General features: G+C 69.7%; 20 protein-coding genes and 2 pseudogenes. 13 read left to right on the forward strand and 9 right to left on the reverse strand.

What is annotated here, in order from left to right; all coding sequences use genetic code 11:
* Positions 1-135: 135 nt before the first annotated feature.
* Both ABD350_RS30425 and ABD350_RS30430 read left to right on the forward strand, forming a co-directional pair.
* Positions 136-639, forward strand: coding sequence for an Lrp/AsnC family transcriptional regulator (locus ABD350_RS30425; protein ID WP_344352063.1), 504 nt, complete (start codon positions 136-138; stop codon positions 637-639).
* Positions 640-794: 155 nt separating this feature from the next.
* Entirely contained in the window at positions 795-1,427 is a 633-nt protein-coding gene (locus ABD350_RS30430) for a hypothetical protein (protein ID WP_344352065.1), read from the forward strand.
* A gap of 165 nt (positions 1,428-1,592) precedes the next feature.
* On the opposite strand, the pseudogene ABD350_RS30435 reads toward ABD350_RS30430, so the two are convergent.
* A pseudogene (locus tag ABD350_RS30435) lies at positions 1,593-2,009 on the reverse strand (VOC family protein); the annotation flags it as partial.
* A gap of 88 nt (positions 2,010-2,097) precedes the next feature.
* Between ABD350_RS30435 and ABD350_RS30440 the strand changes: the two are divergent.
* From ABD350_RS30440 to ABD350_RS38170, 5 genes are all read left to right on the forward strand, one after another.
* Entirely contained in the window at positions 2,098-3,750 is a 1,653-nt protein-coding gene (locus ABD350_RS30440) for a recombinase family protein (protein WP_344352067.1), read from the forward strand.
* A gap of 1,100 nt (positions 3,751-4,850) precedes the next feature.
* Positions 4,851-5,093: a hypothetical protein gene (locus ABD350_RS30445; RefSeq protein ID WP_344352068.1), complete on the forward strand. Its 243-nt coding sequence runs from the start codon at positions 4,851-4,853 to the stop codon at positions 5,091-5,093.
* Between the two features lie 2 nt (positions 5,094-5,095).
* The gene (locus ABD350_RS30450) at positions 5,096-5,968 is read left to right on the forward strand and encodes a major capsid protein (RefSeq protein ID WP_344352070.1); all 873 of its coding nucleotides are present in this window, start codon (positions 5,096-5,098) and stop codon (positions 5,966-5,968) included.
* 11 nt (positions 5,969-5,979) lie between these two features.
* Complete coding sequence (locus tag ABD350_RS30455; protein WP_344352072.1) at positions 5,980-6,459, forward strand: hypothetical protein; 480 nt, start codon at positions 5,980-5,982, stop codon at positions 6,457-6,459.
* Positions 6,459-7,244 carry a VG15 protein gene (locus ABD350_RS38170; RefSeq protein ID WP_465270405.1) on the forward strand — a complete coding sequence of 262 codons (786 nt, stop codon included), beginning with the start codon at positions 6,459-6,461 and terminating at the stop codon, positions 7,242-7,244. Before ABD350_RS30455 ends, ABD350_RS38170 begins: the two co-directional genes overlap by 1 nt.
* 320 nt (positions 7,245-7,564) lie before the next feature.
* Here the strand turns inward: ABD350_RS38170 and ABD350_RS30460 are convergent, their stop codons facing one another.
* A complete protein-coding gene (locus tag ABD350_RS30460) occupies positions 7,565-8,776 on the reverse strand; it encodes a helix-turn-helix transcriptional regulator (RefSeq protein ID WP_344352074.1) in 1,212 nt (403 codons plus the stop codon).
* Between the two features lie 713 nt (positions 8,777-9,489).
* Here ABD350_RS30460 and ABD350_RS30465 point away from each other — a divergent pair.
* On the forward strand, positions 9,490-10,389 hold the full coding sequence (locus ABD350_RS30465) for a radical SAM/SPASM domain-containing protein (protein ID WP_344352076.1): 900 nt from the start codon (positions 9,490-9,492) through the stop codon (positions 10,387-10,389).
* Positions 10,390-10,876: 487 nt separating this feature from the next.
* On the opposite strand, the pseudogene ABD350_RS30470 reads toward ABD350_RS30465, so the two are convergent.
* Positions 10,877-11,215 (reverse strand): annotated as a pseudogene (locus ABD350_RS30470) (VOC family protein); the annotation flags it as partial.
* Here ABD350_RS30470 and ABD350_RS30475 point away from each other — a divergent pair.
* The 3 genes from ABD350_RS30475 to ABD350_RS30485 all read left to right on the forward strand — a co-directional run bounded on the left by ABD350_RS30475 (position 11,214) and on the right by ABD350_RS30485 (position 13,899).
* On the forward strand, positions 11,214-12,305 hold the full coding sequence (locus tag ABD350_RS30475; protein WP_344352078.1) for a beta-ketoacyl-[acyl-carrier-protein] synthase family protein: 1,092 nt from the start codon (positions 11,214-11,216) through the stop codon (positions 12,303-12,305). The pseudogene ABD350_RS30470 and the gene ABD350_RS30475 overlap by 2 nt on opposite strands.
* A gap of 291 nt (positions 12,306-12,596) precedes the next feature.
* Positions 12,597-12,830 (forward strand): hypothetical protein, encoded by a 234-nt coding sequence (locus tag ABD350_RS30480; protein WP_344352080.1) that lies wholly within the window; start codon positions 12,597-12,599, stop codon positions 12,828-12,830.
* Entirely contained in the window at positions 12,823-13,899 is a 1,077-nt protein-coding gene (locus ABD350_RS30485) for a response regulator (RefSeq protein ID WP_344352082.1), read from the forward strand. Before ABD350_RS30480 ends, ABD350_RS30485 begins: the two co-directional genes overlap by 8 nt.
* A gap of 810 nt (positions 13,900-14,709) precedes the next feature.
* Here the strand turns inward: ABD350_RS30485 and ABD350_RS30490 are convergent.
* Complete coding sequence (locus ABD350_RS30490) at positions 14,710-15,252, reverse strand: GNAT family N-acetyltransferase (protein WP_344352117.1); 543 nt, start codon at positions 15,250-15,252, stop codon at positions 14,710-14,712.
* A 73-nt stretch (positions 15,253-15,325) separates the two neighbouring features.
* The gene (locus tag ABD350_RS30495) at positions 15,326-15,853 is read right to left on the reverse strand and encodes a DUF6584 family protein (RefSeq protein WP_344352084.1); all 528 of its coding nucleotides are present in this window, start codon (positions 15,851-15,853) and stop codon (positions 15,326-15,328) included.
* Between the two features lie 215 nt (positions 15,854-16,068).
* Here ABD350_RS30495 and ABD350_RS30500 point away from each other — a divergent pair, with 215 nt between their 5' ends.
* A complete protein-coding gene (locus tag ABD350_RS30500) occupies positions 16,069-17,031 on the forward strand; it encodes a DUF4232 domain-containing protein (RefSeq protein WP_344352086.1) in 963 nt (320 codons plus the stop codon).
* Positions 17,032-17,070: 39 nt separating this feature from the next.
* On the opposite strand, the gene ABD350_RS30505 is transcribed toward ABD350_RS30500, so the two are convergent.
* Entirely contained in the window at positions 17,071-17,400 is a 330-nt protein-coding gene (locus ABD350_RS30505) for a hypothetical protein (protein WP_344352088.1), read from the reverse strand.
* Positions 17,401-17,769: 369 nt separating this feature from the next.
* Here ABD350_RS30505 and ABD350_RS30510 point away from each other — a divergent pair, with 369 nt between their 5' ends.
* Positions 17,770-18,933: an FAD-dependent oxidoreductase gene (locus ABD350_RS30510; protein ID WP_344352090.1), complete on the forward strand. Its 1,164-nt coding sequence runs from the start codon at positions 17,770-17,772 to the stop codon at positions 18,931-18,933.
* A gap of 57 nt (positions 18,934-18,990) precedes the next feature.
* Here the strand turns inward: ABD350_RS30510 and ABD350_RS30515 are convergent, their stop codons facing one another.
* The 3 genes from ABD350_RS30515 to ABD350_RS30525 form a co-directional block, all read right to left on the reverse strand.
* On the reverse strand, positions 18,991-20,157 hold the full coding sequence (locus tag ABD350_RS30515; RefSeq protein ID WP_344352092.1) for a serine hydrolase domain-containing protein: 1,167 nt from the start codon (positions 20,155-20,157) through the stop codon (positions 18,991-18,993).
* Between the two features lie 139 nt (positions 20,158-20,296).
* On the reverse strand, positions 20,297-23,443 hold the full coding sequence (locus ABD350_RS30520) for an ATP-binding protein (protein WP_344352119.1): 3,147 nt from the start codon (positions 23,441-23,443) through the stop codon (positions 20,297-20,299).
* A gap of 171 nt (positions 23,444-23,614) precedes the next feature.
* Positions 23,615-24,096 (reverse strand): aminotransferase class III-fold pyridoxal phosphate-dependent enzyme (locus ABD350_RS30525; RefSeq protein ID WP_344352094.1); only part of this gene is annotated, 482 nt, incomplete at its 5' end.

Consider the following 24,096-nt stretch of genomic DNA (forward strand, 5'->3'; position numbering starts at 1 on the left):
GACTGCTCCTCGTGGACGGGGAGCCACAGCGTGGGCCACCGGCAGCCGAATAGGCAACAGACCCTCGATTTCCTTGCCAATCTGATAAAAAACGTGGCGTGAAGGTGTCTCCGGCGTTGCAGATCGGCAGGTACGGTGCCACGACAGGGACTCGACAGGCTCGACGGCCGGATGCTGCGCCTGCTCCGGGAGCGCCCGCGGGAGGGCCTGCTGGAGATCGCCCGCCAACTCGGCGTCGCCCGCGGCACGTTGCAGGCGCGGCTCGACCGGCTGACCGGTGCCGGCGTGGTGACCGGGTACGGACCGGACGTGGACGTCGCCGCCCTCGGCCATGTGGTGCAGGCGTTCACCACGTTCGAAGTGGACCAGTCCGCCCGCGAAGCGATCGCCGCGCGCCTCCAGGCCGTGCCGCAGATCCTTGAGGCCCACATCGTGACGGGCCCCGGCGACATCTGGTGCCGCATCGCGGGCACGAGCAATCAGCACGTGCAACAGGTCATCGACCACGTCCTTGAGGTGCCGGGCGTCCGCCGCAGTACGACGGTCATCGCACTGAGCGCGGTCATCCCTTACCGGGTCCAGCCCCTGGTCGACGAACTGGCCGGTCTGGTGCAGAAGCCGGACGCACGTCGCCGATGACCGGTGCCGGGCCGTCGCGCGGTCGTCCGTCGCCGCATCGCCCGACCAGCGGCTCAAGGTTCCCGGCAAGGTCCGTCCAAGGTTCGTACCCGGCCGGCCTTCCAGGATGGGAACCGCTCCCCGGACGGGGGGTTCCACGCGGAAGGAGCTCAACTGTGAAGCGACTGACGACAGCGGCGCTGACGGGCGTTCTGCTGACGGGCGGCCTGGCGGCCGTCGCACAGCCCACCCAGGCGGCCCCGGCCCGGCAGGCAGCCGCGGTGTCCGGGACGGCGGTCTCGCAGGCCGCCGCGGGCAGCACCGGCAAGTACTACTTCCTCTTCGACAAGAACCAGTCCAACCCCACCAAGTCGAAGCTGTACTTCATGAAGAGCGTGCCCGGCAAGGACAAGGTGATCAAGAGCTACCGGGCCGGCTCCGGCAACGGCAGCAAGGACGAGTGCGCCCCGAAGAGGGGCTGGCTGCCCAACGGCTCGTACAAGGTGCTCGGTCACGAGAAGCGCAAGAACGGCGGCGAGGGCGGCATCTTCGGCTACGCCATCCACGTCCAGGACAAGGTCTGCAAGAACGGCAGGACCAAGCGGACCGAGCTGTTCATCCACAGCGAGATGAAGCCCAACGGCCAGCAGGGACCCAAGGTGCCCGGCAAGGACAGCCCGTACCGCTGGGACGGAGCGAGGGACTACTACTCCTACGCCTGCATCAAGATCACGCCGGCCCACATCAGGGACCTGTTCCGCACGGCCGACCGGTACGGCTGGCCGAAGCAGCTCAAGGTCGTCAGCTGACCCGTCGACCGGTCGCCGCTACGGCCCGGCTCACGCGCGGGGGAGAAAGGGCCGGCCGCCCGCCAGGGGCGGCCGGCCCGCCTCCGCTCCGGTACGAGTCCGGGTGCCGGCCACACACCCGGGCCACACCGCGCCGCCCTTCCACCGGGGCGGCGCGGTGTCGCGTCAGGACAGGGCGAGGACGCAGAACTCGTGGCCCTCCGGGTCGGTGAGGCACGTCCACGGGACATCGCCCTGCCCGAGGTCGAGGCCGGCGGCGCCGAGAGCCCGCAGCCGGGCCACCTCCGCCGCCTTGTCGTCACCGGGGCGGGGCAGCAGGTCGAGATGGACGCGGTCCGGCACGGTCTTCACGTCGGGCGTGCGGACAAACACGAGGTCCGGACCCGTGCCCCCGGCAGAGCGCAACACCGCCTGCTCGTCGGTGAGTTCGAGCGGGGCCCAGTCGATCGCCTCACCCCAGAACCGGGCCATGGCCCGCGGATCCGCACAGTCGACCACCACCCTGGCGATCGGCCCGGTGTCCCGGCGGGCCTCCCGGGGCTCCAGCACACAGAACTCGTTGCCCTCCGGGTCTCCCAACACGCATGTCTAGCAGTTCTAGGAGACATGCCCGATGGCGACAAAACCGCAGGTCAGCGCGGGGGATGCAACAAACTCACTCGGGGTAGGTATGAGCTACCCCGCAACCTTCGCCGCCCACGGCCAGCCACGCGCGCTGTCCGCCATCCGCCTGTCGGTCGAGACTGACGAAACGACCTCCCCCGGCCGACAGCGCGAGGCCAACGAGACGGCCGCCGCATTCGTCGGCGCGCAGATCATCGCGGAAGCGGTGGACCTCGGGGTCAGTGCGAGCAAGACCACCCCGTTCGAGCGTCCCGAACTGGGTTCGTGGCTGATCCGGCCCGACGCATTCGACGTGCTCTTGTTCTGGCGCTTTGACCGCGCTGTCCGAAGCATGGCCGACATGAACGCCCTGGTTCAGTGGGCGCGCGAAAACCGCAAGGTGATCGTGTTCGCTGAAGGTCCGGGCGGCCGACTCGTTCTCGACTTCCGCAACGGCGTGGATCTCATCACGCAACTGATCCTGCAAATCTTCGCTTTCGCCGCTGAATTCGAGGCACAGTCCATCCGCGAACGCGTCCTCGGGGCGCAAGCGGCCATGCGCGGAATGGAACTCCGTTGGCGCGGTTCCCGTCCGCCGTACGGCTACATTCCCGTTCCGCTGGAAGGTGGCGGCTGGACGCTGGCACCGGCCACGGAAGCGGTAGAGGGATGCGGTCCGGCCCCCGTCGCCGTGATTGAGCGGATCATTCGTGACCTGATGGGCGATCCGGCGCGAGGCGTGGACGGGAAGACGGTTACCTCCATTGCCGAGGCTCTGAACGCTGAGGAAATCCCGTCGCCCCGTGACTGGTGGTCGCTGGTCAAGGGGCGGGACACGGGCGGAAAGACAGGCGGGGCCAAGGGGCAGCGCGCTGTTTCGCGCAAGCGGTTCAAGTGGACCCCGAACGTTATTACCAAGCTGCTCCGGTCTCACTCGCTTATCGGCTGGAAGATGCACGACGGGAAGCCGGTACGTGACAGCGAGGGCAAGCCGGTCATGGCGACTGCTGAACCGATCCTCACCCGCGCCGAATTCGATGTGGTGGGCGCACTGTTGGACGCACGCAGTATCGACAACCGAGAGCGCAAGGACACGAATGCGCTACTGCTCGGGGTCATCCATTGCGTTAGCTGTGGCGGTCGTATGTACCTGAATGCGCAGACAGGGAAAACGCCCACGTACAAGTGCAACAGTCATGCGCGCGGGGACGTGTGCAAGGCACCCGCCAACGTGCGGGGCGATTGGGTGGACGACTACGTAACCCGCGAATTCCTGGCCTCTGTAGGCGCGCTGAACGTGACACGGGTTGTCGAAAATCCCGGTTATGACCCGGCCCCCGAGATTGCGGCGACGCTAGCCGAGTTCAAGGAGCACCAGGAGCAGAAGGGACGGCAGAAGTCCCGCAGCGCACGGGAAGAATGGCAACGCCGGGCGGACGCCCTTGATGCACGGTTGGCGGAATTGGAGGAGACGCCAAAGGTTGAGGCACGGCGAGAGGTCATCAGTACCGGCCGAACGTACGCCGACGAATGGGTAGACGCCGACACAGCGGGCAAGCGTCGAATGCTGCTGGACGCTGGCGCGCACCTGACCGTCAAGCGGGGAACTCGGGGCGGTTGGCGACGGCTGGACGAATCGCGGGTTGCCTTCGCACTGCGGGACACTGACCACGCCGACGCTGGCGATTTCCTCGCTGCTGCTCTCGCTGAGGCCGCGTAAGTTCCGACGACGAGCAAGGGCCCCGTACCTGGCATCCCAGGGAGCGGGGCCCTCTGCTTTACCCCCAGGAAGCCACAGGCGGCCCCGTGAGCGGCTTACAGCCCCGAGGTGGGACCAAGTAGCAGGGTGCCCCAGCGAGGCCGTCAGAGAGGCGCACAGAGCCTTTGAGGTCTGCGGGGCGGAATTCGCCGTAACACAGCAGGCAGGGGGCGAGTGTGTCGAGTGCTGTTCCTTGGGGTCACTTTGGGTCCCCTCGTGGAAACTCCATTAGGAACCTCATTCACTACTCAGAATCAACACTCACAACACAACCCCAGGTCAGAGGCGGTCTTTCGCTGTGTCGATTCTCTGAGCCGTGCCGATTCCCTCTCGCTGGAATAGGCGGCATTTCCGATCCATATAACGAATCGGTAACAGTGCTGCGGCCTATGTCCGTTCCGCCCGCGTATGCACTTCACAAACTCGCTCGTAGTAAGTAGCGAGCGCAAGCCACACGATCACTCATACGTGTAGGCACTCGCGCGCGATTCGTTGTCCTGGCGTCCCAGGGTTTCGCGCCGACCACCCCGTAACGTTACGGGCTGCCGCCTCTCTCCCAATCTCGCCCGTGCGCTATATCGCTCCTGGTCCTCTCTCCGCCGGTTGAGCGTGCGCACGTGTGGCGGGGCCCTTTCGGCTTAGCTCTCCGATTGGGCCCCTCTTTTTTTCCTTTTGAGTCACGGACCAGAAAGGGGGTCGCTGTGTGACCGCCATTTCTCTTTCCCGTTCCCGCTGCCGTATCTGTGGTTCCCGATTCCTGGATATCCGGCACGGCGGTATTCCGTCGGAGCATTGCTCTCCGGAGTGCAAGCGGGTTTCCACACGCATCCGACAGCGCCGGTTTCGCGCAGGAGGTTCGACGTGCACGTAATCACGATCCGCATTGACCGCGACGTGGCCGCCGCCCTACTCGCTGACGATCCCGACGCATGGCGTCTCACAAAGGGTTTCATCCGCGGACAGGCGGCGGATTTCGTAGCTAGCAGGGCGACGCCTCTTACTCGAACACTGGCCGGTCTTCGGATGCTGGCCGACTCCGTTTCTCTAGATGTGGATAGGCAGTGAACCAAAACCTTCAAGACGACGCTTGGCACGCTCTCGACCAGTACCGGACGGGACACATTGCCGACCCTTACGACGCGCTAGATGCGCATCGCATTTTCGCCTATGAGCTGATGCTTAGCGAACTCGCAACACTGGATGAGTGCCGCGAGGTTGAGCGTGCGCTAGTGGCTGCGCTGAACGCGGCAACCCGGCAGCGCGCCGAGCAGTCGATTAATGACACTCTTCCCAAGGAACTCTAATCATGGCCAACATCTTTGCCGTTTCCAACGCAGTCGCGCGTAATGCCGCATCCCTACTCAAGGCCGAGCTAGTTCTGGGTCGTCTCGTTTTCCGTGACGCCGAGTCTGATTTCATCGGCGGGCGGGGCGACACAGTGCGCGTCCGTATTCCGCGCATTCTCCAGGCGTCCAAGTTCACCGGCTCCACCTCGGCTATCAGTACGCCGCTGAATGAGCAGACGGTTTCCGTCACTCTCAACACCCACGCGATGCAGCCGCTAGAGCTGACCGCAAAGGACATGACGCTAGAGGTTGAGAACTTCTCTGCACAGGTCCTTATGCCACAGGTTGCCGGTGTGGCCGAGATGATCGAAGAGGAGATTGCCACCGTTATGCAGCCGGTCATTACCGCTGGCACGCTCACAATTGATCCGGCCAACCCACGCGACGCGATTACCGAGGCTGGCGAAATTCTCGACACCCGAAAGGTCGGCGCTAAGTCGCGCGTCCTAGTAGTGAGCCCCAACGTTAAGCGCGCGCTACTCATGGACCCGAACCTAAGCGCCGTCGATTCGGCCGGTTCGCCGTCCGCCCTCCGTGACGCCATTGTGGGCCGCCTCCACGGATTCGACGTTTACATGTCGCCATTCATCACCGATGGCGCTGTTGCCATGACCCGTGAGGCTTTCGCCGCTGCTATCAAGGCACCAGCCAAGCCCGAGTCTGTTTCCGGCGCATCCGCCACTGACGACGATAACCAGGGCTACGCAATGACTTGGTTCGTTTCCTTCAACGGTGAGACCCGTACGGAAATGAGCGTCGTTGAGGCGTTCGTGGGTGCGACTGTTCTTGATGCACAGCGCGCGGTCGGCCTCAAGTTCGTTCCGGCCGCGTAAGGAGGGTGATTGTGGCTGAGGTAGAGAGCACGCCGGAGACGCCACAGGAGCCCGCTGCAAGCCTCGTAGAGGCCCCAGAGGTGGAATCGGTCCCCGAGGTCGATTCCACCCCGCAGGCGGGCACTGAGAGCGTTTCTGAGCCGTCCCTAGACGATCTGCGGGCCGAGGTGGAGCAGACCGCTACGGCCCTCCGCACTTCCGAGGATCTACGGCAGCAGCTCAATTCACAGTTGGACGACGCCGAAGCACGCGTAAAGGCTGCCGAGTTGGCGCTAGAGCGCGTACAGGTTGCGCACAAGCATGGGCTACCGGCCGAGCTAGTTGGATTTCTCCGAGGGGAAACCGCCGAAGCGCTAGAGGCAGAAGCGGCAACGCTGGCTAAGCACATGGGCGCGGGCCGTTCAAGTCTCGGCACGGGGGGCCTTGATCCGAACGATTCGGTTTCCGTTGGAGTAGTCGGCCGAATCCTCCGTGCACAGCGGGAGTTCTAGTGAGTCCGCAGTCTGAGTTCAACGCGGCTGCACAGGCTTACTACTTGACACAGGTGGATATCTCCGAATCGCTATTGGAGCGAGTCGCGTCCTGGTGGCGTGGCCTGTCTCCGCAGCGAGCGGCCGAGGGATCATCCGCTGTCGTACGGGAGTTTCAGGCTCTCGTCAGTTCCTCGCGCAGCCGCTCATACACCGAGGGCGTCAAGTTCCACAATGCCGCGTGTAAAGCCGCTACCGGCGAACCGGCCCCCGAATCCACTTGGGACGGCCGAGACTTGGCCGCCGAGGCTGGACAGGCAAAGACTTCCTATTACGTCCACACGGCACCGCTCCGCGAGGAAATGAAGCGGGGCCGGTTGGATGACCCGGAATTCCTCAAGTCCCTTGACGAGACGATGGAAAGCGCCGGACGGAACCTTGCCCTAGATGCGGGCCGACTAGCCGAGTCTGGGGGGCGTGACGCGCTGGCAGAAGCACGCGAGAACGACGCCGAGGTAATCGGTTGGTACCGCCGTACCGACGCCGACCCATGCGGTTTCTGCGCCATGCTCGCTAGCCGAGGTGGCGCATTCACTGAGTACATGGAACCCGACCAGTTCCACCGTGGGTGTCACTGTCAGACTCTCCCGCTTTTCCGAGGGGTAGAGATGCCAGCGAATGACGCCCGTAGGCGGGATGAATACCTAGCCCGGTGGAACGCGACTCCTGGTTCCGGAGCGGAGCAACTGCGCAACTTTCAGCGGGAATTCAATGCCGAGCGCGAGGCTAACCGTAGCGCTGCATGACGTTGGACCCTGGGGGGAGGGCCCCAAAAAGGCCCCTTTCCCAACCGCAAGGTGATGGCAGCTCTCTCCGTGTACGGGTTTTGGAGTCGCCCAACCCTCCGCCGCCCACAGCGCGTGATACGCCACCACGCATGCACCTCCCCGTAACGTTCCGGGGAGCTAGACCCCCGATGGACCGGCCCGGCTATGGGTTCGGGTCATCGGAGGTCTTTTGCGTTCCCAACACATTGCGTGATGGGCAGTCGGCACGGACGCCGCGAATACGTAGCAATGTCCGGATTCTCGCGCTCGCAGCCGGCCGTTATCTTAGCTACTCTGCGTTACGCCGCAGCGTCGAGAACGGCCCTCACCTCGGGTACGTCCGCGTACTCCGCGAGCCGTGCCAGCACCACCCGCACCCGTTCCGCTGTCCGCTCGCTGGCTACGTCTGCCGACAGCGAGAGCACGCGTTCCGCAGTGGCCGCCGCTTCCTCGGGTTCGTTCGCGTCGGCGTAGGCAACAGCGAGCCACGACAGGTACAGCGCCATTTCTCGCGTGTGCGTCGCGTCGTATTTCCCGAGGACTTCCCGCAGCAACGGAACAGCGCGGAGCGGTCGGCGCAGCTCGGTGTAGACCCTGGATTCCATGACTTGCAATTCCCCGGCATCCACCCAATACAGGTATGCCGGTGCCTCGGATTCCTCGCTGTCCTCGGCCAATGCTTCCGACGCCTCCCCGAGGGCGCGCATTGCGTGCTGCGCGTTCTCGGTACCTCCCGCTTTCGTGGCCGCCCATGCCACCCGATCGAGGTACAGCGCCCGAGCCTTTCCCGGTGCGTCCGGCCCCGCCCCGTCGAGAGCAGCGCGAGCAAGGTCTAGCCCCTCCAACTCCCGCCCGGTGTTGCTGAGTTGATAGGCCAGTGATCCGGCAAGGTTCCCGGCTAGCGTCCGGTCCTCGGCCTGCGTCGCTGCGCTGAGACCTAGCCGGTAGATGCGTTCGGCCTCGGCGTGCTGGCCAGCGTCCGACGCGATCCAACCCGCGATCTGCGCCAACTCCCCAATCTGCACAAGTAGCTGACGGCCCGTTAGGTCGTTATAGCTGTGCGTCTGAAAGATTCGAACAGCCTTGCGAAGCTCTCGCAGTGCGGGCCGCATGAGATCCCCACCGGCCAGCACGTCATCAGCGAGCCGTAAGCCGTGCACCCGCTGTTGCATGTCGGCCACCTGCCCCATACCGACCCGGCCGCCTGTACGCACGCTCAGGGGCGCTAGCGGGTCCTCGGCGGGCAGGAAGTCAGCCAGCGTCGGCAAGGGCGGCTCAGAGGGCGTCACGGGCGTCGTGAGCACTTCCACGGGGACGCCGAGGGCAGCAGCGAGGAACGGCAGCCATTCGCGCGGCGTGCGCTTTCCCGTCTCCCACCGACTGACTTCCTGTCGGCCGACCGGCTCACCAATGACACCGGCCGCGCGGCACACCTCACGCGCTAGCCGGGCCTGACTCCATCCGAGGCGGTCACGCTCGCGCCGGATGTTGGCCTCGATTCCGCTGCTCATGTGTCCAGTCTGGCCGACAGTTGGCCGACACGGGGCCGCTAGTCGGAGATCAATTCCGGCCGGACGCTGGACGCCGAATTGCCGACAGACGGAACGGCGGACCGATGGCCACACAGGAGAGCACCGCGACACTCACGGACCCGCGACCGGTTGCCGGGTGCGCGCACTGCGACAAGGTGGCGCAGGACCGAGACCGAGCCAAGGCGAACGGCGACGCATCCGGCGTGAGTGACTGCAACGTCCGGTTGCGTCGGCACCTGGGGGCGGACCACTCGTGACCCACGCCCCCGTGAAGCCACAGAAGCGCCGTACGCGACCTCTCCCGCCCCCTGAGCTAGTCAGCCTCATAGACAGCCCCGGAAGCCCGTACGCGGACTCTCCGGCCGGTTGGTGGGACCAGTACGGCGGTGCGCTGGATCAGCGGTCGGGAGTCGTCTACCTTCCCGGCCCGACTCACCCGCCGTCGCCCTTCCACCCCGAGGACTGCCCCAACTGCGTGCCGTACGAGGAAAGCCCGTGAAACACGTACGCCGGTTCGGCTGGTCCGTGTTCGTCTTCATGGTCGTCGCGTCGAGTACGGCGATTCTCACGCTGGCCGCTACCGGCCGCCTCTGACTCCCGCCTCTGCCGGACGCATCCGAATTCGTTCCCCCACGCATTCGAAATCTCGGCAGGGGCGGGGCATCAATCACCAACGTGCGCGAGGAGATGCAATGAGCGCTGCCGGAAACCGTCTCTTATTCGCGTGGCTTGAGATCACGGGACTCTGCAACGAGTTCTGTGATCACTGCTACGCAGACAGCGGACCCAAGGGAACGCACGGAACCATGACCGTGCGGGACTGGTTGAACGTGATTGACCAGCTTGCCGACATGGGCACCGTGGACGTTCAGTTCATCGGGGGAGAGCCGACGCTTCACCCGAGCCTGCCCGCGCTGATCAAGCACGCTCACGGTCGGGGCCTCGGTATCGAGGTGTTCTCGAACATGACCCACATCCGCCCGGAACTGTGGGACGCATTCCGGGAGTTCGGCGTCAAGCTCGCCACGTCGTACTACTCGGACAGCGCCGAGGAACACGACGCGGTGACGCAACTCCGAGGGGCGCACAAGAAGACGCGCGCCAACGTGCAAAGGGCGCTGGCCCTCGGTATCCCGCTGCGGGGTGGAGTCGTCGCCGTGCGGGACGGGCAGCGCGTACAGGAAGCGGCGCAGGACCTTACGGCGCTCGGAGTCGGAACGGTCGGCGGAGACCGTACCCGCGCATTCGGACGGGCGAGCCAGGGAGCCGCGCCGACCATCGCTGATCTGTGCGGGCACTGCGCCCACGAGAAATGCGCCATCGGCCCGACCGGCGATGTGTGGCCGTGCGTCCTCGGTCGATTTCTGACCCTGGGCAACGTGCTCGAAAAGCCGATCTCCGATATCTGGGGCGGCGCGCAGATGAACGACGTTGCGGCCGATATCGCGGCGGTGCACGGGGACGGTGTCCAGTCGTGCACTCCTCCGCAATTCCTGCCCATGTGCGGGCCGTGCGGTCCGTGCGTTCCCTCGGTCGGGCACTGTGACCCCAGGGAGGCGGAGAGCGCCGCTACCATCGGCGCACCGGCCTAATCCGCTGATCATGAGGGAGCGCACACATGGACGATCACGGGGACGACTTCGGCCCGTGGGGGTGGGAAGGCGACGGAAACGCCATTCGGCGAACCGAGGATGAATGGCTGACCATCGCGCGGTACGTCCGGCACGCCGCCAACAAGCTCGGGCCGGAACTCCCGCTGTGCCTCCCTGGTGAACCGCAGGAATGCGGGCGGACGGCTCAACAGCACGTGATCGCTTGGGCCGCTCACCTCCGCGCGGTCTCCCATCACCTGATCGAACAGGCCACCCCGAGTGAGGCCAGGGGCGCACATGCTGTCGGCCCGCTGTACCAACGTCGTCTCGCGGACTTGCGCGCTCAGACGGCCTCGGTGCGGGCCCCTGGCTGACCGGCTGTACGTCCCCTGACGGCCCCGTCTGTGTGCTTCCCCCCGGCGCATGGGCGGGGCTACTTCTCTGTGCTGACCAGGGGTTCCCCGTAGAATGCCTAGTCCGGCGTGTTCGGGTCGGCGAGGACCGTCCACGGCACTTCGCCCTGGCCCACATCGACGGGCTTCGCACCGAGAACCCGCAGGCGCGAAACCAACTCCGTTTGATGGGCCGCGGAGGTGGTGGCGAGATCGAGGTGCACACGGTTCTTCGCGGGGGTCTTGCGTTCCGGGACGGGAACGACATCGACGCAGACGTTCACCGGGTCCGGCCAGACGAGGCCGCCGGCGGGCCCGACGTAGGTGGTCACGCCGGGGCTGTAGGCACTCCAGCCGAGGGCCTCGGCCCAGAACCGGCCGACCGCCGAGCTGTCGAGAGCCTTGATGTTCACCTGAACGGGCCGCAATGCCATGCCGGCGATCCTACGCACCGGCTCCGCACCGACTGACGGCCGGCCGCCGGCCGGGCCGTCGCCGGGGTCTACGGCCGGCCGGACACCGGGCGCCGGGACGGTCCTCGCGGACCGCCACGGCCGCCGCGCGGACAAGGACGCCGGCGCTCCGCAGGCCGAGCCGGAACGGGTCGCCGTCGTCATCGGTACGGGGACCGGCGGTGTGCTCACCACGCTGGGGCAGGACGACGTCTTCGAACGCGCCGGGATCCGAAGGCTGTCACCGTTCGCCGTCCCCATGCTGATGCCCAACGGCCCGGCCGCTCGGGTGAGCATGGACCTGGGCGCCAAGGGAGGCGCCGGGATCCCGGTGAGTGCCTGCGCGTCCGGGGCGGAGGCCCTCGCCCTCGGGCAGGAGCTGATCCGCGGCGGGCGGGCGGACGTGGTCGTCGCAGGCGGGGTGAAGTCATGTCTGCACCCCTTCACCATCGCGGCGTTCGCCCAGATGAAGGCCCTGTCGACGCGGTCGGAGGACCCGGAGGCCGTGTCTGGCCCGTTCGATGTCGAGCGGTCCGGGTTCGTCATGGGCGAGGGCGCGGGGATGATGGTGCTCGAACGCGCCGACTTCCCCCGGGCCCGTGGCGCACGCGCCTACGGCACACTGGCCGGCGCTGCCGCGAGTTCGAGCGCGAACCACATCACTGCCTCCCACGCGGACGGCCGGGCCTTCGCCATGGAACTGGCCCTGCGTGACGCCGCTCCGGCCCCGGCCGACATCGGGGTCGGGCACGCCCACGCCACCTCGACGGAGTCCGGTGACCTGGCGGAGGCGGAGGCGATCGGCCGCGTGACCGGCAGCCATGCCGCGGTCACGGCCACGAAGTCGATGACAGGCCACATGATGGACGCGTCCGGAACGGTCGGCGCCATGGCCGCCCGGTTCGCGCTCAAGGACGGCACGCTGCCGGCGACGCGCAACCTCGACGCCCTCGACCCGCGCGTGGAACTGGACGTGGTGCGCGGTGAGCGGCGTACCGGCCGGTGGTCCGCCGCGCCGGCCAACGCGTTCGGGTTCGACGGCCACAACGTCAGTCTCGTCTCCACCCGGTGACGACGGCACCCCGACCGCTACGCCGACGGCATGGGGCGCGCACCGTTGCAGAGCAACACTCCGGCAACGGAGCGGACGCCAGGCCCTTGACCGGCCAGGACGGCGGTACGAGGGGCGGCAACGTCCGTGCAACAGGCGGTTCGCGCCGCCCCGCTCGCGGATCGCGGACCGCAACACCCCCGGCTTCCCCCATCCTGGTTCCACCGTCCGCGATCGGCCGGATGGGGGAGGGCATGTCCCGTCGTACAGCGGCGGGTCGCATGAATGGAGCGCGCGGTGGACCGTCCTTTGTTGACACCGAGATCAGCCTTGGTACTCCTGCTCGCCCTGCTCACCGGCGCGGCGGCGAGCGGGTTGACGGCCGTCGCCGGGGAAGGGGCCGCGCGCAGCCTGCTCGCGGGCCTCGCGGCGACGGGACTGGCCGTGCCGTTCTTCAACCGGCTCATCGCCGCCGAGGACAGTGCCGCCCACCGGCCCCCGGCCTCCGTCGGCGCCGGCACGGCCGAGAGGGAGAGCAATGGGTGAACTGCGGCCACTGGGCGCGGACCTGCACGAGGCGTCCCGGGCCTTGGCCGAGGCGTTGCGCGAGCTGTTCGAGAGCCTCAACGTCTCCGTCCGCCGGTACGCGGCCCGGCGCCGACTCGATCCGGGCACGGTCTCGCGCTACCTCAACGGCACCCGGTTACCGCCCTGGCAGGTGATCAGCGACCTCTTCACCGATGTCGCCGAGCATCGCGGGACCGCGGTCACCACCGAGGCCATCGAGCTGGTCCGGGCCCTGTACGGATCGGCCGTGGACGCCGCCTCGTCGCCCAAGCACGCGGTGGAGATCCTGGAACAGCAACTCGCCGACGCCGACCATGTTTCCCGGCGGTCCAGCGTCCGCGGTGACGTCCTCGGCGACGCGCTGCTGGACCGCACACAGCGCATCGCCGACCTGGAGACACGGCTCAACCAGCTGGAAGTCGACCGCATCGCGGAGCAGAGGCGAGCGGACGAGTTCGCGAAGGCGCATCCGGACGTCTACGGCCTCCTCCAGGAGCGCGACGCACTCCAGCTGGAAGTCGAGCGGCTCGGCGCGGCCCTGAAGGAGGCACAGGCCCAGCGCGCCGCGGCGGAGGACCGCTGCGATCTGCTCGAACGCCAGCTGGACGCCGTCGAGCAGACCACGACGGCCGTGCTGCCGGCGGGACGGCAGGGCCTGCCCAAGATCCTCGTCGTCGACGACCAGCCGGACAACCTGCTGGCGATGACCGCCGTTCTGGCGACGCTCGAACAGGAACTCGTCACCGTCTCCTCCGGCCGGGAGGCCCTCAAGGCCCTGCTCGACCACGACGACTTCGCCGTCATCATCATGGACGTGCAGATGCCGGAGATGGACGGCTACGAAACCTGCGCCCACATCAAACGCCGCCCGAGGACACGAGACGTGCCCATCATCTTCCTGACGGCGATGGGCACGGGATCCGAGCACTCCGCCCGTGGATACGCGGCAGGCGCCGTCGACTACATCAGCAAGCCCTTCGACCCCTGGGCCCTGCGCGCCAAGGTCGCCGTGTTCACCACCATCTACCTGGAGCGGCACGGCCAGTAGCCGGCGTGCCGGCACCGGCCCGCACCGGCGGCCGCTCCGCTCACGCCGTGCCGGTGCATTCCGGACTCGGCGCGGGAACGGGCATACGCGTGCGGTGCGGAGCCCTTAGGGTGAAGGTGCCGGCGAGCTTCCGGAGCCGTTGCCGGTCGTGGCATCGGCCGGGGCTCGACGCGACGAACCAGCCGGGTCTGCGCGTGCTTCAGGGGGCCGGGGTGCGACGAGCCATCGTGATGGGCGGGAGTTTCGGCCGGGCTGCTCGCGGCTCGCGTGCTGGCCGACCACGCGGAGGAAGTGGTCGTCGTCGACCCGGACGGTGCGGACGGGTGGGAGAGCCCGCCCATGGCCCGGATGAAGGTGGACCTCGGCTACGCCATCGCCACCTTCCACCGCGGGGACGAACTTCCCGGGACGGTGGTCGTCCATGCCACACCGGGCCCTGCCAGCGGTTACCAGCAGCACCTGAGCGAACCCGGTGCCCTCGTGGCGGTCGAGGGGAACCGGTGGTCCGTGGTGATGGCCGGCTACGGCGACCACCGGCCCGGACGGGACCCCGAGGCGTTCCTGCGGCGCATGCGCCGATGCGTCCTACCGCTGCGTGAAGTGGCCGACCGCTGCCGGCTGGAGGGGGACATCGAGACGTTCCATTTCCCCGAGAGCCGGCGGCGCGACTTCACCCGCCTCAGGCGCTTCCCCGGGGGCTCATCGCCGTCGGCGACGCGTTTCGGCAGTCGCCGATCTCGCCCAGCCGCATGTGACGGGCCGCCCCCACCAGGTGCGGGGTCGCCGTCCTCGCCGTCCTCGTCGTCGCCGTCAACGCGTAGTCGTGAGGTACTGGTCCGACGACAACTCGAACACCCGCACTCGCCGGCCGCAGGAGGGGTGGACGGTCTCGCGGACCGGACGCATCCCCAGCTTGGTCATGATCCGTTCGGAGGCGTCGTTGCCCACTTGTGCGATGCTGACGAGCCGCTCCAGCCCCCGCTCCTCGAACCCGAACCGTACGGCGGCCGCCGCGGCCTCGGTGGCCAGGCCCTGCCCCCAGTGGGAACGACCCAGCCGCCAGCCGGCCTCGACCGCCGGCAGTACCTCGGGCAGGAAGTGGGGCACCGAAAGACCGGTGAACCCGGCCAGCGCGCCGGTGGACCGGATCTCCACGGCGAACAGGCCGAAGCCCTGTGACTCCCACTCGCTCTCCCACGCCCGGATCCTGTCGCGCGTCTGCTGTTCGTCCAGGACGCTGCCGTCGCGGATCCACCGCATGACCTCGGGGTCGGCATGGACGGCGGCCATGGGCTCGATGTCTTCCTCGCGCCAGCGACGCAGGATCAAACGGGGAGTCTCCAGGGTGACCATCCGAGCATTCTGGATCACGAAGGGGCTCCTCGCCACCCTCGCCGGGCACTGCGGCCTCCCGGTCCGGTCCCGGTCAGTCGAAGAGGGCGATGACTCCGTTCACCCAGACCGCGAGGAACGCGAGGGCCCCCACCAGGCAGCCGGCGCCCGCCAGTACACCGCTCACCGACCACGGCTCGGAGGGCACCTCGTGCTCCTGCTCCAAACCGTCCCGGTAGGAGGCCGGGTCGTCCCAGTCGACGGGGTGCCCCAACTCCTCGGCGCAGGCGGTCCGCACCGCGACCAGCCGGGCCTGCGCGAAGGCGGTGGCAGCCATCGCCTCGGGACCGCGCCAGGCGAGGGCCCTCATCCGCCGCGCCGGGGACCCGTACCGCGCCTCGAAGGCGGCCGTCTCGTCGGCATCGCGGTCCTCTTCCAGGTACATCCAGCGTCCGGCCTCGGCGGGGTCGCCGTAGAGCCGGTACACCTCGGCCAGACGCCGACGGAGTGTCGGATCGTACGGGAAGGACGAGACGAGACCACGCAGACGCTGGCGTGCGAGGGGGACCCGGCCGGCGGCCAGGTCCGCGTCGACTCGGGCAAGGGTCTCTCTCAGGGACATGCACGCATGATCGGACACCCAGCCGCACCACGTCGACCTGGTTTCGCCGCTCGGCACCCGCGCGCCCTCGACGGCACCGGCTGCACCTCGCTGAGACGGGACAACGGCACTCACGGGAAAACCCTCGGCCCCTCCCCGCCACTTGTGACACCCTTGTGACCGGAACTGTGACCTCTGTGACACGCGCGGGGTGCGTCCCCTGATGGGATGGCCCGATGCGCAGACCCGCTGAGCTCCGCCCCGCTTCCGCCGCGCCCCTTTTCTTGCTGTCGGCTCTGGCCGCCTCCGCCGTGCTGCTCACGGCGTGCGGCACCGAACACGCCGCGGGCACAAGCACCGACTCCCGCCCGGCGGCCTCCCGGGACGGCACGCGGATCGACGATCCGGGCAAGGACGGCGTACGAGTCACCTCGCTGACCTTTCCCCCGGCCGCCCCCTCGCCCACCCGCGACCACTCCGTCTCCGCGGACCGGCTCCCCACGGACTCGGACTCGGGGATCGTCGCCACGTACGAGGTCACCAACGACGGCTCCGGGACGTGGACTTACTCGATCGTCTTCACCTTCATGAGCGGCGACGGCGGAGCCGTGACCAACCAGACCGAGACCGTGCGCGTCGTCGGCCCGGGACAGACCGTACGGGGCACGGTCCGGGCCGGGTGGCTGCCGTCCACCGCGCCGCCGGTGACGGGCGCCAAGGTGCTCGAAGTGACCAAGGTCCCCGCAGGCGAGGCGCCGGCCGAACCGGGCACGTGTCCGGCCTCCGGGATCCGGGTCAGCGCCGACAAGGGCGATGCGGCCATGGGACTGCGCGTCGTGGGCCTGCACCTCGACAACTGCGGCAAGCGCGCCTACACCGTGGAGGGTTACCCGCTGCTGGAACTCCTGGACGACGCCCTCCAGCCCGTCGACGGGGTCGAGATCCTCCACGGCAGCGGTGGGATCACCACCGGTGCGGGGCCCGACGAACGGCCCCGCCCGGTCAGGCTGGAGCCCGGCGAGTCGGCGACCGCCGGCCTGGTCTGGCGCAACACCACCGGGGCCGGCACACCGGTGAACGTGCCCTATGTGCGGGTCCGGGCGCGGGAGGGCGCCGACCCCGTGACGGTGACCCCGCACCTGGACCTCGGCACCACCGGAAAGCTCGGCGTCAGGCCGTGGCAGAAGGCGGAACGCTAGGTCCGCCCCGACAGGAGGTGCGGCTGCCCGCCGAGCGGGTCAGGAGAACGGCAGCGGGCCGGGCAGCAGCCAGGTGGCCGCCGCCGCTCCGCTCACACAGGCCGTCACCCAGCCCGCCCGGGTCCGTCCGGTCAGGCTCCGGGCCGCGTGCGCCGCCCCCGACGCGAGCACCACTCCGCAGACGAGTGTCAGGGACAGGTCGTCCCAGACGAGTTCCGGCCGGCCGACGGCCAGCCATCCCGCCACGCAACCCGCCAGCCCGGCGGCCATGTGCCGCCACGGCGTGGACTCGACGGGTTCCGGCGAGGTACGTACGCGGTGCGTCAGAATCAGCGCGATGTCCGCGAGGACCGCCGCTATCGCAATCATCCAGTGCTCCAGAAAAGATCGACCAGCAGCGGGATGGAAGCACACATCACATGACTTCGGCCATGTGACGGGCGGCGGGCGTACGGGTTCGGCCCGCCGCCGTCCCAGTGGCCGGTCACCCATGCCGGCTGAGTACCCGTGCCCATGTTCCGCCCTCCGGCGCCTGGCGATCCGAAGGCGGTCTGTCGGTGGCCATGGTCGGTTTGTCGGTGGTTTGTCGGTCGGCGGGGGGAGGTTGGTGACCGGCGGCGGGTTCCCGGCAGGGGACGGCCGCCGGTACCGCATCGTCCCGGCCCCGTGCCCGGCGGTGCTCGCGAAGTGACCGCCGGATGTCCGACCGGCGGTCCGGAATCGGGAAGGAACCCTCCCATGGCTGTTGATGTCACGATCATCGGTGCCGGGCTCGGCGGTCTCGTGCTGGCGCGTGTCCTGCATGTGCACGGGATACCGGCCACGGTCTACGAGGCGGAGCCTTCCCCGGCCGCGCGTCCGCAGGGCGGGATGCTCGACATCCACGACTACAACGGGCAGCTCGCGCTGAAGACGGCCGGGCTGATGGACGAGTTCGACGGCCTTGTCCTGGAGGGCCGTCAGGCGATGCGGTTCCTGGCCCCGGACGGCACCGTCCTGTTCGACAAGGCCGACGACGGTACGGGAGGACGCCCGGAGGTGCAGCGCGGCGAACTGCGGCAGATGCTGCTCGGCTCGCTCCCGGCCGGAACCGTCCGGTGGGGACACAAGGCCGTCGGCGTCCGTTCCCTCGGCGGGGGCCGGCACGAGGTGACGTTCGCCGACGGCGGCACCGTCGTCACGAGCCTGCTCGTCGGCGCGGACGGCGCGTGGTCACGGGTGCGGCCCCTGCTGTCCACCGCCACGCCCCGGTACACCGGCAAGTCGCTCGTCGAGACCTACCTGTACGACGCCGGCACCCGCCACCCGGCCGCCGCGCGAGCGGTCGGCGGCGGGACGATGATCGTGCACACGCCGGGCAGGGAGATCTTCGCCCACCGGGAGAAACACGACACCCTGCACGCCTACGTCGGACTGACCGAACCGGAGGACTGGTTCGCCGCCGTCGACTTCACCGACACCGCCGCGGCCACCGCGCGGATCGCCCGGGAATTCGACGGCTGGGCCCCGGAACTCACCGCGCTGATCACCGACAGCGACACCGCACCGGTCCTGCGCCACCTCTACGCCCTGCCGGACGAGCACCGCTGGGACCGGGTACCGGGAGTGACCCTGATCGGCGACGCCGCCCACCTGGCGGCCCCGAACGGCGAAGGCGCCAACCTGGCCATGCTCGACGGTGCCGAACTCGGCGAAGCCCTCGCCGCGCACCCCGACGACACCGAGGCCGCGCTCACCGCGTACGAGCGGGCCATGTTCCCCCGCAGCGCCGAGGCCGCCGCCCTCGAAGGCGGCGGCGCCCACGGGAGCGACTCCGGCGGTCCCACACCGCACGACCTGATCGCCGCGCTCACCCGGCACGAGGAGTCCCGGCACGACAGGCGGCCCGGGCGTGCCCACTGACGAGGCGTCCGCCCCGGTGCTGTCGGCCCTGCCCACGGCCCGGGGCGGACCCCGCCGCTACAGCCGCTCGACGGGCGGGATGCCGAACTGCGCCTCGACGGCCCGGAACACCACCTCCCAGCCCTTGGCCTCGGTGTTCGTGTGCACGGCTATCGTCTGCTCGCCGTCGGAGGTGCCGACGACGACCAGGTGGGACCCGGGCATGCTGCCCGCCATGCCACGCAGCCGCAGTCCGCCGGTCACCGCCTGGTCCAGCTCGAACACGCCCAGACCGTACGCGGAGTGGGGCAGCCAATGACCGCCGTCCGTGGGGACCGTGGCCCACATCTCATGGTGCTGCGCGGCCGGCAGCAGGCCGCCGGAGGCGAGTGCGTTGAACGCCTCGATCATTTCGCCGGTGGTGGAGACGACGTTCCCGGCCGACCAGCCCCAGGAGGTGTTGAACTCGGTGATGTCCAGGGGAGGCAGACCGGGCTCCTCCAGCATCGACTGCCAGTTCTCCGTGGTCACGTCCGCGGGGTCGGCGCCGTCCTTCAGGAACAGGCTCGAGTACGCCCTCGGGTGCGGCTCCGGGTAACCGGTGTCCTCAGCCGCGCGCACGTAGGTGTGCGTCAGGCCCAGGGGGCGGATGACGGTACGCGCGACCTCCTCCGCGTAGCTGTTGCCGGTGACCTCTTCGATGACCCGGCCGGCGAGGTAGAAGCCACCGTTGGAGTAGGCGAATGCCGCGCCGGGTTCGTGCACCGGGGGCTGGGACACCGCGAGCCTGAGCAGTTCGTCCGTGGTCCACACGTCGTAGCGGTGTTCGTCGAACGCGGAGCGGCTGGCGTAGCGGCGCGTCAGCTCCGGCGCGAGTCCGGTGATGAACAGCCCGCTGGTGTTGCCGAGCAGATGCCTGAGGGTGATCTTGCGGCCGTCGTAGCCGTTGACGTCCAGCACGCCGGGCAGCCACTTCTCCACCGGATCCTCGATGCTCACCCTGCCCTCGGCCTCCAGCCGCAGCATCGCGGCCGCCGTGAAGGCCTTGCCGGCGCTGCCGACGTGCAGGTGTTCGCCCTGTCGGCGCGGCCGGCCGGACTCCAGGTCGGCCACCCCGGCGGAGCCGAACCAGGTGCCGTTCGCGTCGCGGACCTCGGCGACGATGCCGGGCACACCCAGCTCGGCCACCGCCTGGTCCAGCATCCGCTGGACCCTCTCGCGCCCGGTGTTCACGGAGTTCGTCATGTCGTTCTCTCCTCACAGGCGCCGCCAGGCCCCCCTGCCGGGGCCCCGCCGCCCGCCCGTCTTCTCGGTACGCGGACAACGGTGCCGACCGGCGGTGACGAAGCTCTGATCGTGTCCTGACAGTGCGGACGGCCCGCTGTCAGGAGCCGTCGGCCACCCGGCGCAGCCGGTCGAGCGCCTCCTGCCGCGGCATGGCGGCACCCCGGCCGTACGCCTCGGCGTACCCCGCCCGGCCCAGCCGTCGCGCCAGTTCGGCGGCGCGCTCCCGCAGCTCCGGGTCACCGGCGTCGAAGGCCCCACGGACGACCTCACTCATCCCGAGCGCCGTGGCCGCGCCGGCCGGATCCCCCTCGGCCAGCAGCACCCCCGCCAGCTGCTGGGCGGCCGGAGCGGCATCCCGCTGGGCGAAAGCTCCTCGAACGGCCCTGGGCAGCAGCTCGCGCGCCCGCACGGCATCGCCCGCCGCCAGCAGGTTCGCCACCCGTGCCGGCGCGACCCAGTCCCGCACGGTCTCGTCGCAGAGGGCGGCTTCCCGGCCCAGCGCCTCCATCCGGTCCAGCTGGAGGCCGGCCCGCTCCGGTTCCCCGGCGCGCCGGTGCCACTCGGCCCGGCAGGCCAGGACCGCGAGCCTCACGAGGTCGTCGCCGCGGTCGAGGGCGGACTGCTCGGCCGCGTCGATGTCGTGCCGGGCGCCGGCCAGGTCGCCGCCGCGGATCCGTTCGGCGGCGAGTCCGAGCCGGGCCTCGACGCCGTCCCCGGGTACGAGGGAGAGCGCGCGCTGGTAGGCGGCGACCGCCTCGTGATGCCTGCCCTGGACGGAGCGGACCCGTGCCACGCCTGCCAGTGCCATCGCCGTGTACAGGCGGTCGCCAGCCGCCTCGAACCCGCGCAGGGCGCCGGCCGTCGCGCCCACCAGGCCCGCCCAGTCGCCCCGCTCGTGCCGCGCGAAGGCCTCCACCAGGAACGTGCAGGCCACGGCCCACCGGTCCGGGCGCCCGCGCACCTCGTGGATCCGGCGCCGGACCACATCGTCCAGACCGAGCAGAGACCCCATCGGAAGCGTCACCAGGAGCAGCATCGGATAGCGCTCCAAAGCGCCGGTGCGCGCACAGTCCTCGATGACGGCGCGTACCCGGTCGGCGTCGGGGGCCGGCCCGCCGTCGCCGGCCAGGAGGCGGAGCGCGGTGAAGGCGGCCCGTGCGTCCCCGGGCAGCGACTCGCCCAGCCCGCAGACCCCGGCCACGAGGGCTTCGGCGCGTGCGTCGTAGCGCAGGGAGGCCCAGTACCAGTACAGCGGAGCGAGAAGCCGGGCCGCGGCGTCCGCGTCCCGTCCGTCGACGGCCGCCCGCAGCGCGAACACCAGGTTGTCGTACTCGGCGGTGAAGAGCGCGAACGACGCCTGCTGCCGGGCGGAACGCAGCAGCGGCTCGTGCTCCCGGGCCACGTCGGCGAAGTGACGGACCAGACGGGCCCGGACCGCTTCCCGCTCGCCCGCCCGGAGCAGTCGCTCCGCCGCGTACGCCCGGACGGTCTCCAGCATCCGGTACCCGTCGCCGATCCGTTCCACGAACGACTTGTCGACCAGCGAACCGAGGACGTAGGGGACATCACCGGCGGGCAGCGTCCCGCCCGAGCAGACCGCCTCGACGCCGTCGGCCCCGGTCGGGGCGGGGAAGACGGCCATGCGCCGGGCCAGCGTTCTCTCCTGGCCGGTCAGCAGCTCCCAGCTCCACTCGATCACCGCGTGCAGCGTGCGCTGCCGGGGCTGGGCCGCCCTGTTGCCCGTGGCCAGCAGCCGGAACCGGTCGTCGAGCCGGTGGGCGATCTGCTCGACGTCCATCGACCGCAGCCGGGCCGCGGCCAGTTCCAGGGCGAGCGGCAGCCCGTCCAGCCGTCGCACCACCTCGCCGATCGCCGTCATGGCGGGTCCGTCGAGCGTGAAGCCGGGCCGTACGGCCGTCGCCCGGTCCACGAAGAGCCGTACGGCGGCCGACGCGGCGGCCTCGGCCGGGTCCGCGCCCGGACGGGGGAGGGACAGCGGACCGATGCGGCACAGCGCCTCGCCCAGGACCTGGAGGGGCTCTCTGCTGGTGGCCAGGACGGTCAGGCGCGGGCGCCGCTCAAGCAGGTAGCGCGCCGCCTCGGCGACGGCGTCGACGACATGCTCGCAGTTGTCCAGCACGAGCACGGCCTCGCCGCCCCCGAGCAGCTCGGCCACCTGTTCCAGCGGCTCCGCGCGGCCGTCGGCGGACGGCCGCGGCGCGTTCCGGGTGCTGAGCGCGCCCAGCATCGCGTCGGCCACGCCGTCCGGGCCGTGCGCCGCGGCCAGCGGCACGAGCCACAGCCGGCCCTGCCGGTGGGTGCGGTGCCCGGTGGCCGCCTCCAGGGCCAGCCGCGTCTTGCCCACGCCACCGGGACCGATGACCGTGACCAGCCGGGAGGAAGCCATCAACCCGTCCAGCAGGGCCAGTTCACCGTCCCGGCCGACGAACGAGGTGAGCGGCGCGGGCAGGCGGCCGGGCGCCGGCCCGGAGCGTACGGCGGCCGGCCCGTGCGCGCCGCGCAGCACGGCCAGGTGCGCCTCGCGCAGTTCTGCCGAGGGATCGACACCCAACTCCTCGGCGAGCCGGCCCCGTACGTCCTCGAAGACGGCCAGTGCGTCGGACTGCCGGCCCGCCGCCTTGAGGGCCAGCATCCGCAGCGCGGCCAGCCGTTCCCGCGACGGATGGTCTGCCGACGCCGTCTCCAGATCGGCCAGCGCCCCGGTGTGGTCGCCGAGCCGCAGCCGCGCCTCACAGCGGTCCTCCAGCGCCGCGAGCCGCAGTTCCTCCAGCCGGGTCCCGGCGGGACCGGCGAACGGGGCCTGCCGTACGTCGGCCAGCGCGGGCCCGCGCCACAGCGCGAGCGCCTCGCCGAGCAGGGCGTCCGCCTCCTCGAAAGCCCCCGCGGCGAGCTCCCGGGCACCCCGCGCCGCCAGCACTTCGAAGCGAGCGGCGTCCACCCGCTCCTTCGGCACCGCGAGCCGGTAGCCGGCCTCCGCCGACTCCAGCAGGGCACTGACGGGCAGCGCCCTGCGCAGCCGGTAGACCAGCGCGTGCAGCGAGTTGAGCGCGTCCGCGGGAGGCCGCGTGCCCCACAGGCTGTCGATGAGCACGCCGGGCGTCAGGATGTCGCCCGCCGCCAAGGCCAGCCGGCCCAGCAGCATGCGCGGTCTCGGCCCCCCGATACCGACCGGCCTGCCGTCCCCGTCGAAGGCCTGGACCGGCCCGAGCAGCGCTATCCGCATTCCCACCGAGCCAGTATCGCCAACTCGCCAGCGTCCGGCAGTCGTTGGGTACCCGCTCCGGATTCGGATCGCCACCGGTCGCCGTACGGCGACCGGCAGCCGCGCACCGGTCACGGCAGTCGTGCACCCGTCCTGGCGGCGGGCCGAGGGCGGCGCGCCGCCAGTGCTGCCTCAGGCGGTGTCGCGGACGGCGCGGGCGAGTGTGCGCAGTGCCTCGTCCGTCTCGTCGGCGGAGACGGTAAGGGGCGGCAGCAGTTTGACGACTTCGCCGCGGGTGCCCGACGTCTCCAGCAGGAGGCCCAGACCGAAGGCCCGCCGGCAGATCTCGGCCGCCCGACCGGCGCGCGAGAACTCCAGGCCCCAGACCAGGCCCCGGCCGCGGTAGCGCGCCCGGCCGGCGCGGTTCTCGTCGCAGAGGGCCGGCAGGGCCTGCCCGACCTGCTCACCGCGGGCGCGGGTGTGCTTCTCCAGCTGGTCGTCGCGCCAGTACATGTGGAGGGCGGCGGTGGCGGTGACGAAGGCGGGGTTGTTGCCGCGGAAGGTGCCGTTGTGCTCGCCCGGCTCCCACACGTCCAGTTCGGGCCGGAAAAGGGTGAGGGCCATGGGCAGGCCGTAGCCGCTGATGGACTTGGAGACGGTGACGATGTCCGGGG

Origin of the sequence: Streptomyces nogalater, from assembly GCF_039532885.1 — a bacterium.
GTDB classification, from domain to species: domain Bacteria; phylum Actinomycetota; class Actinomycetes; order Streptomycetales; family Streptomycetaceae; genus Streptomyces; species Streptomyces nogalater.

Excerpts from the sequence above, each read along its gene's own strand:
- ABD350_RS30490 (WP_344352117.1), bottom strand. The coding sequence starts at position 15,252 with ATGGTCACCCTGGAGACTCCCCGTTTGATCCTGCGTCGCTGGCGCGAG.
- ABD350_RS30500 (WP_344352086.1), top strand. The coding sequence starts at position 16,069 with ATGCGCAGACCCGCTGAGCTCCGCCCCGCTTCCGCCGCGCCCCTTTTC.
- ABD350_RS30520 (WP_344352119.1), bottom strand. The coding sequence starts at position 23,443 with ATGCGGATAGCGCTGCTCGGGCCGGTCCAGGCCTTCGACGGGGACGGC.
- ABD350_RS30515 (WP_344352092.1), bottom strand. The coding sequence starts at position 20,157 with ATGACGAACTCCGTGAACACCGGGCGCGAGAGGGTCCAGCGGATGCTG.
- ABD350_RS30465 (WP_344352076.1), top strand. The coding sequence starts at position 9,490 with ATGAGCGCTGCCGGAAACCGTCTCTTATTCGCGTGGCTTGAGATCACG.
- ABD350_RS30440 (WP_344352067.1), top strand. The coding sequence starts at position 2,098 with ATGAGCTACCCCGCAACCTTCGCCGCCCACGGCCAGCCACGCGCGCTG.
- ABD350_RS30485 (WP_344352082.1), top strand. The coding sequence starts at position 12,823 with ATGGGTGAACTGCGGCCACTGGGCGCGGACCTGCACGAGGCGTCCCGG.
- ABD350_RS30495 (WP_344352084.1), bottom strand. The coding sequence starts at position 15,853 with ATGTCCCTGAGAGAGACCCTTGCCCGAGTCGACGCGGACCTGGCCGCC.
- ABD350_RS30505 (WP_344352088.1), bottom strand. The coding sequence starts at position 17,400 with ATGATTGCGATAGCGGCGGTCCTCGCGGACATCGCGCTGATTCTGACG.
- ABD350_RS30475 (WP_344352078.1), top strand. The coding sequence starts at position 11,214 with ATGCCGGCGATCCTACGCACCGGCTCCGCACCGACTGACGGCCGGCCG.
- ABD350_RS30510 (WP_344352090.1), top strand. The coding sequence starts at position 17,770 with ATGGCTGTTGATGTCACGATCATCGGTGCCGGGCTCGGCGGTCTCGTG.
- ABD350_RS30460 (WP_344352074.1), bottom strand. The coding sequence starts at position 8,776 with ATGAGCAGCGGAATCGAGGCCAACATCCGGCGCGAGCGTGACCGCCTC.
- ABD350_RS30450 (WP_344352070.1), top strand. The coding sequence starts at position 5,096 with ATGGCCAACATCTTTGCCGTTTCCAACGCAGTCGCGCGTAATGCCGCA.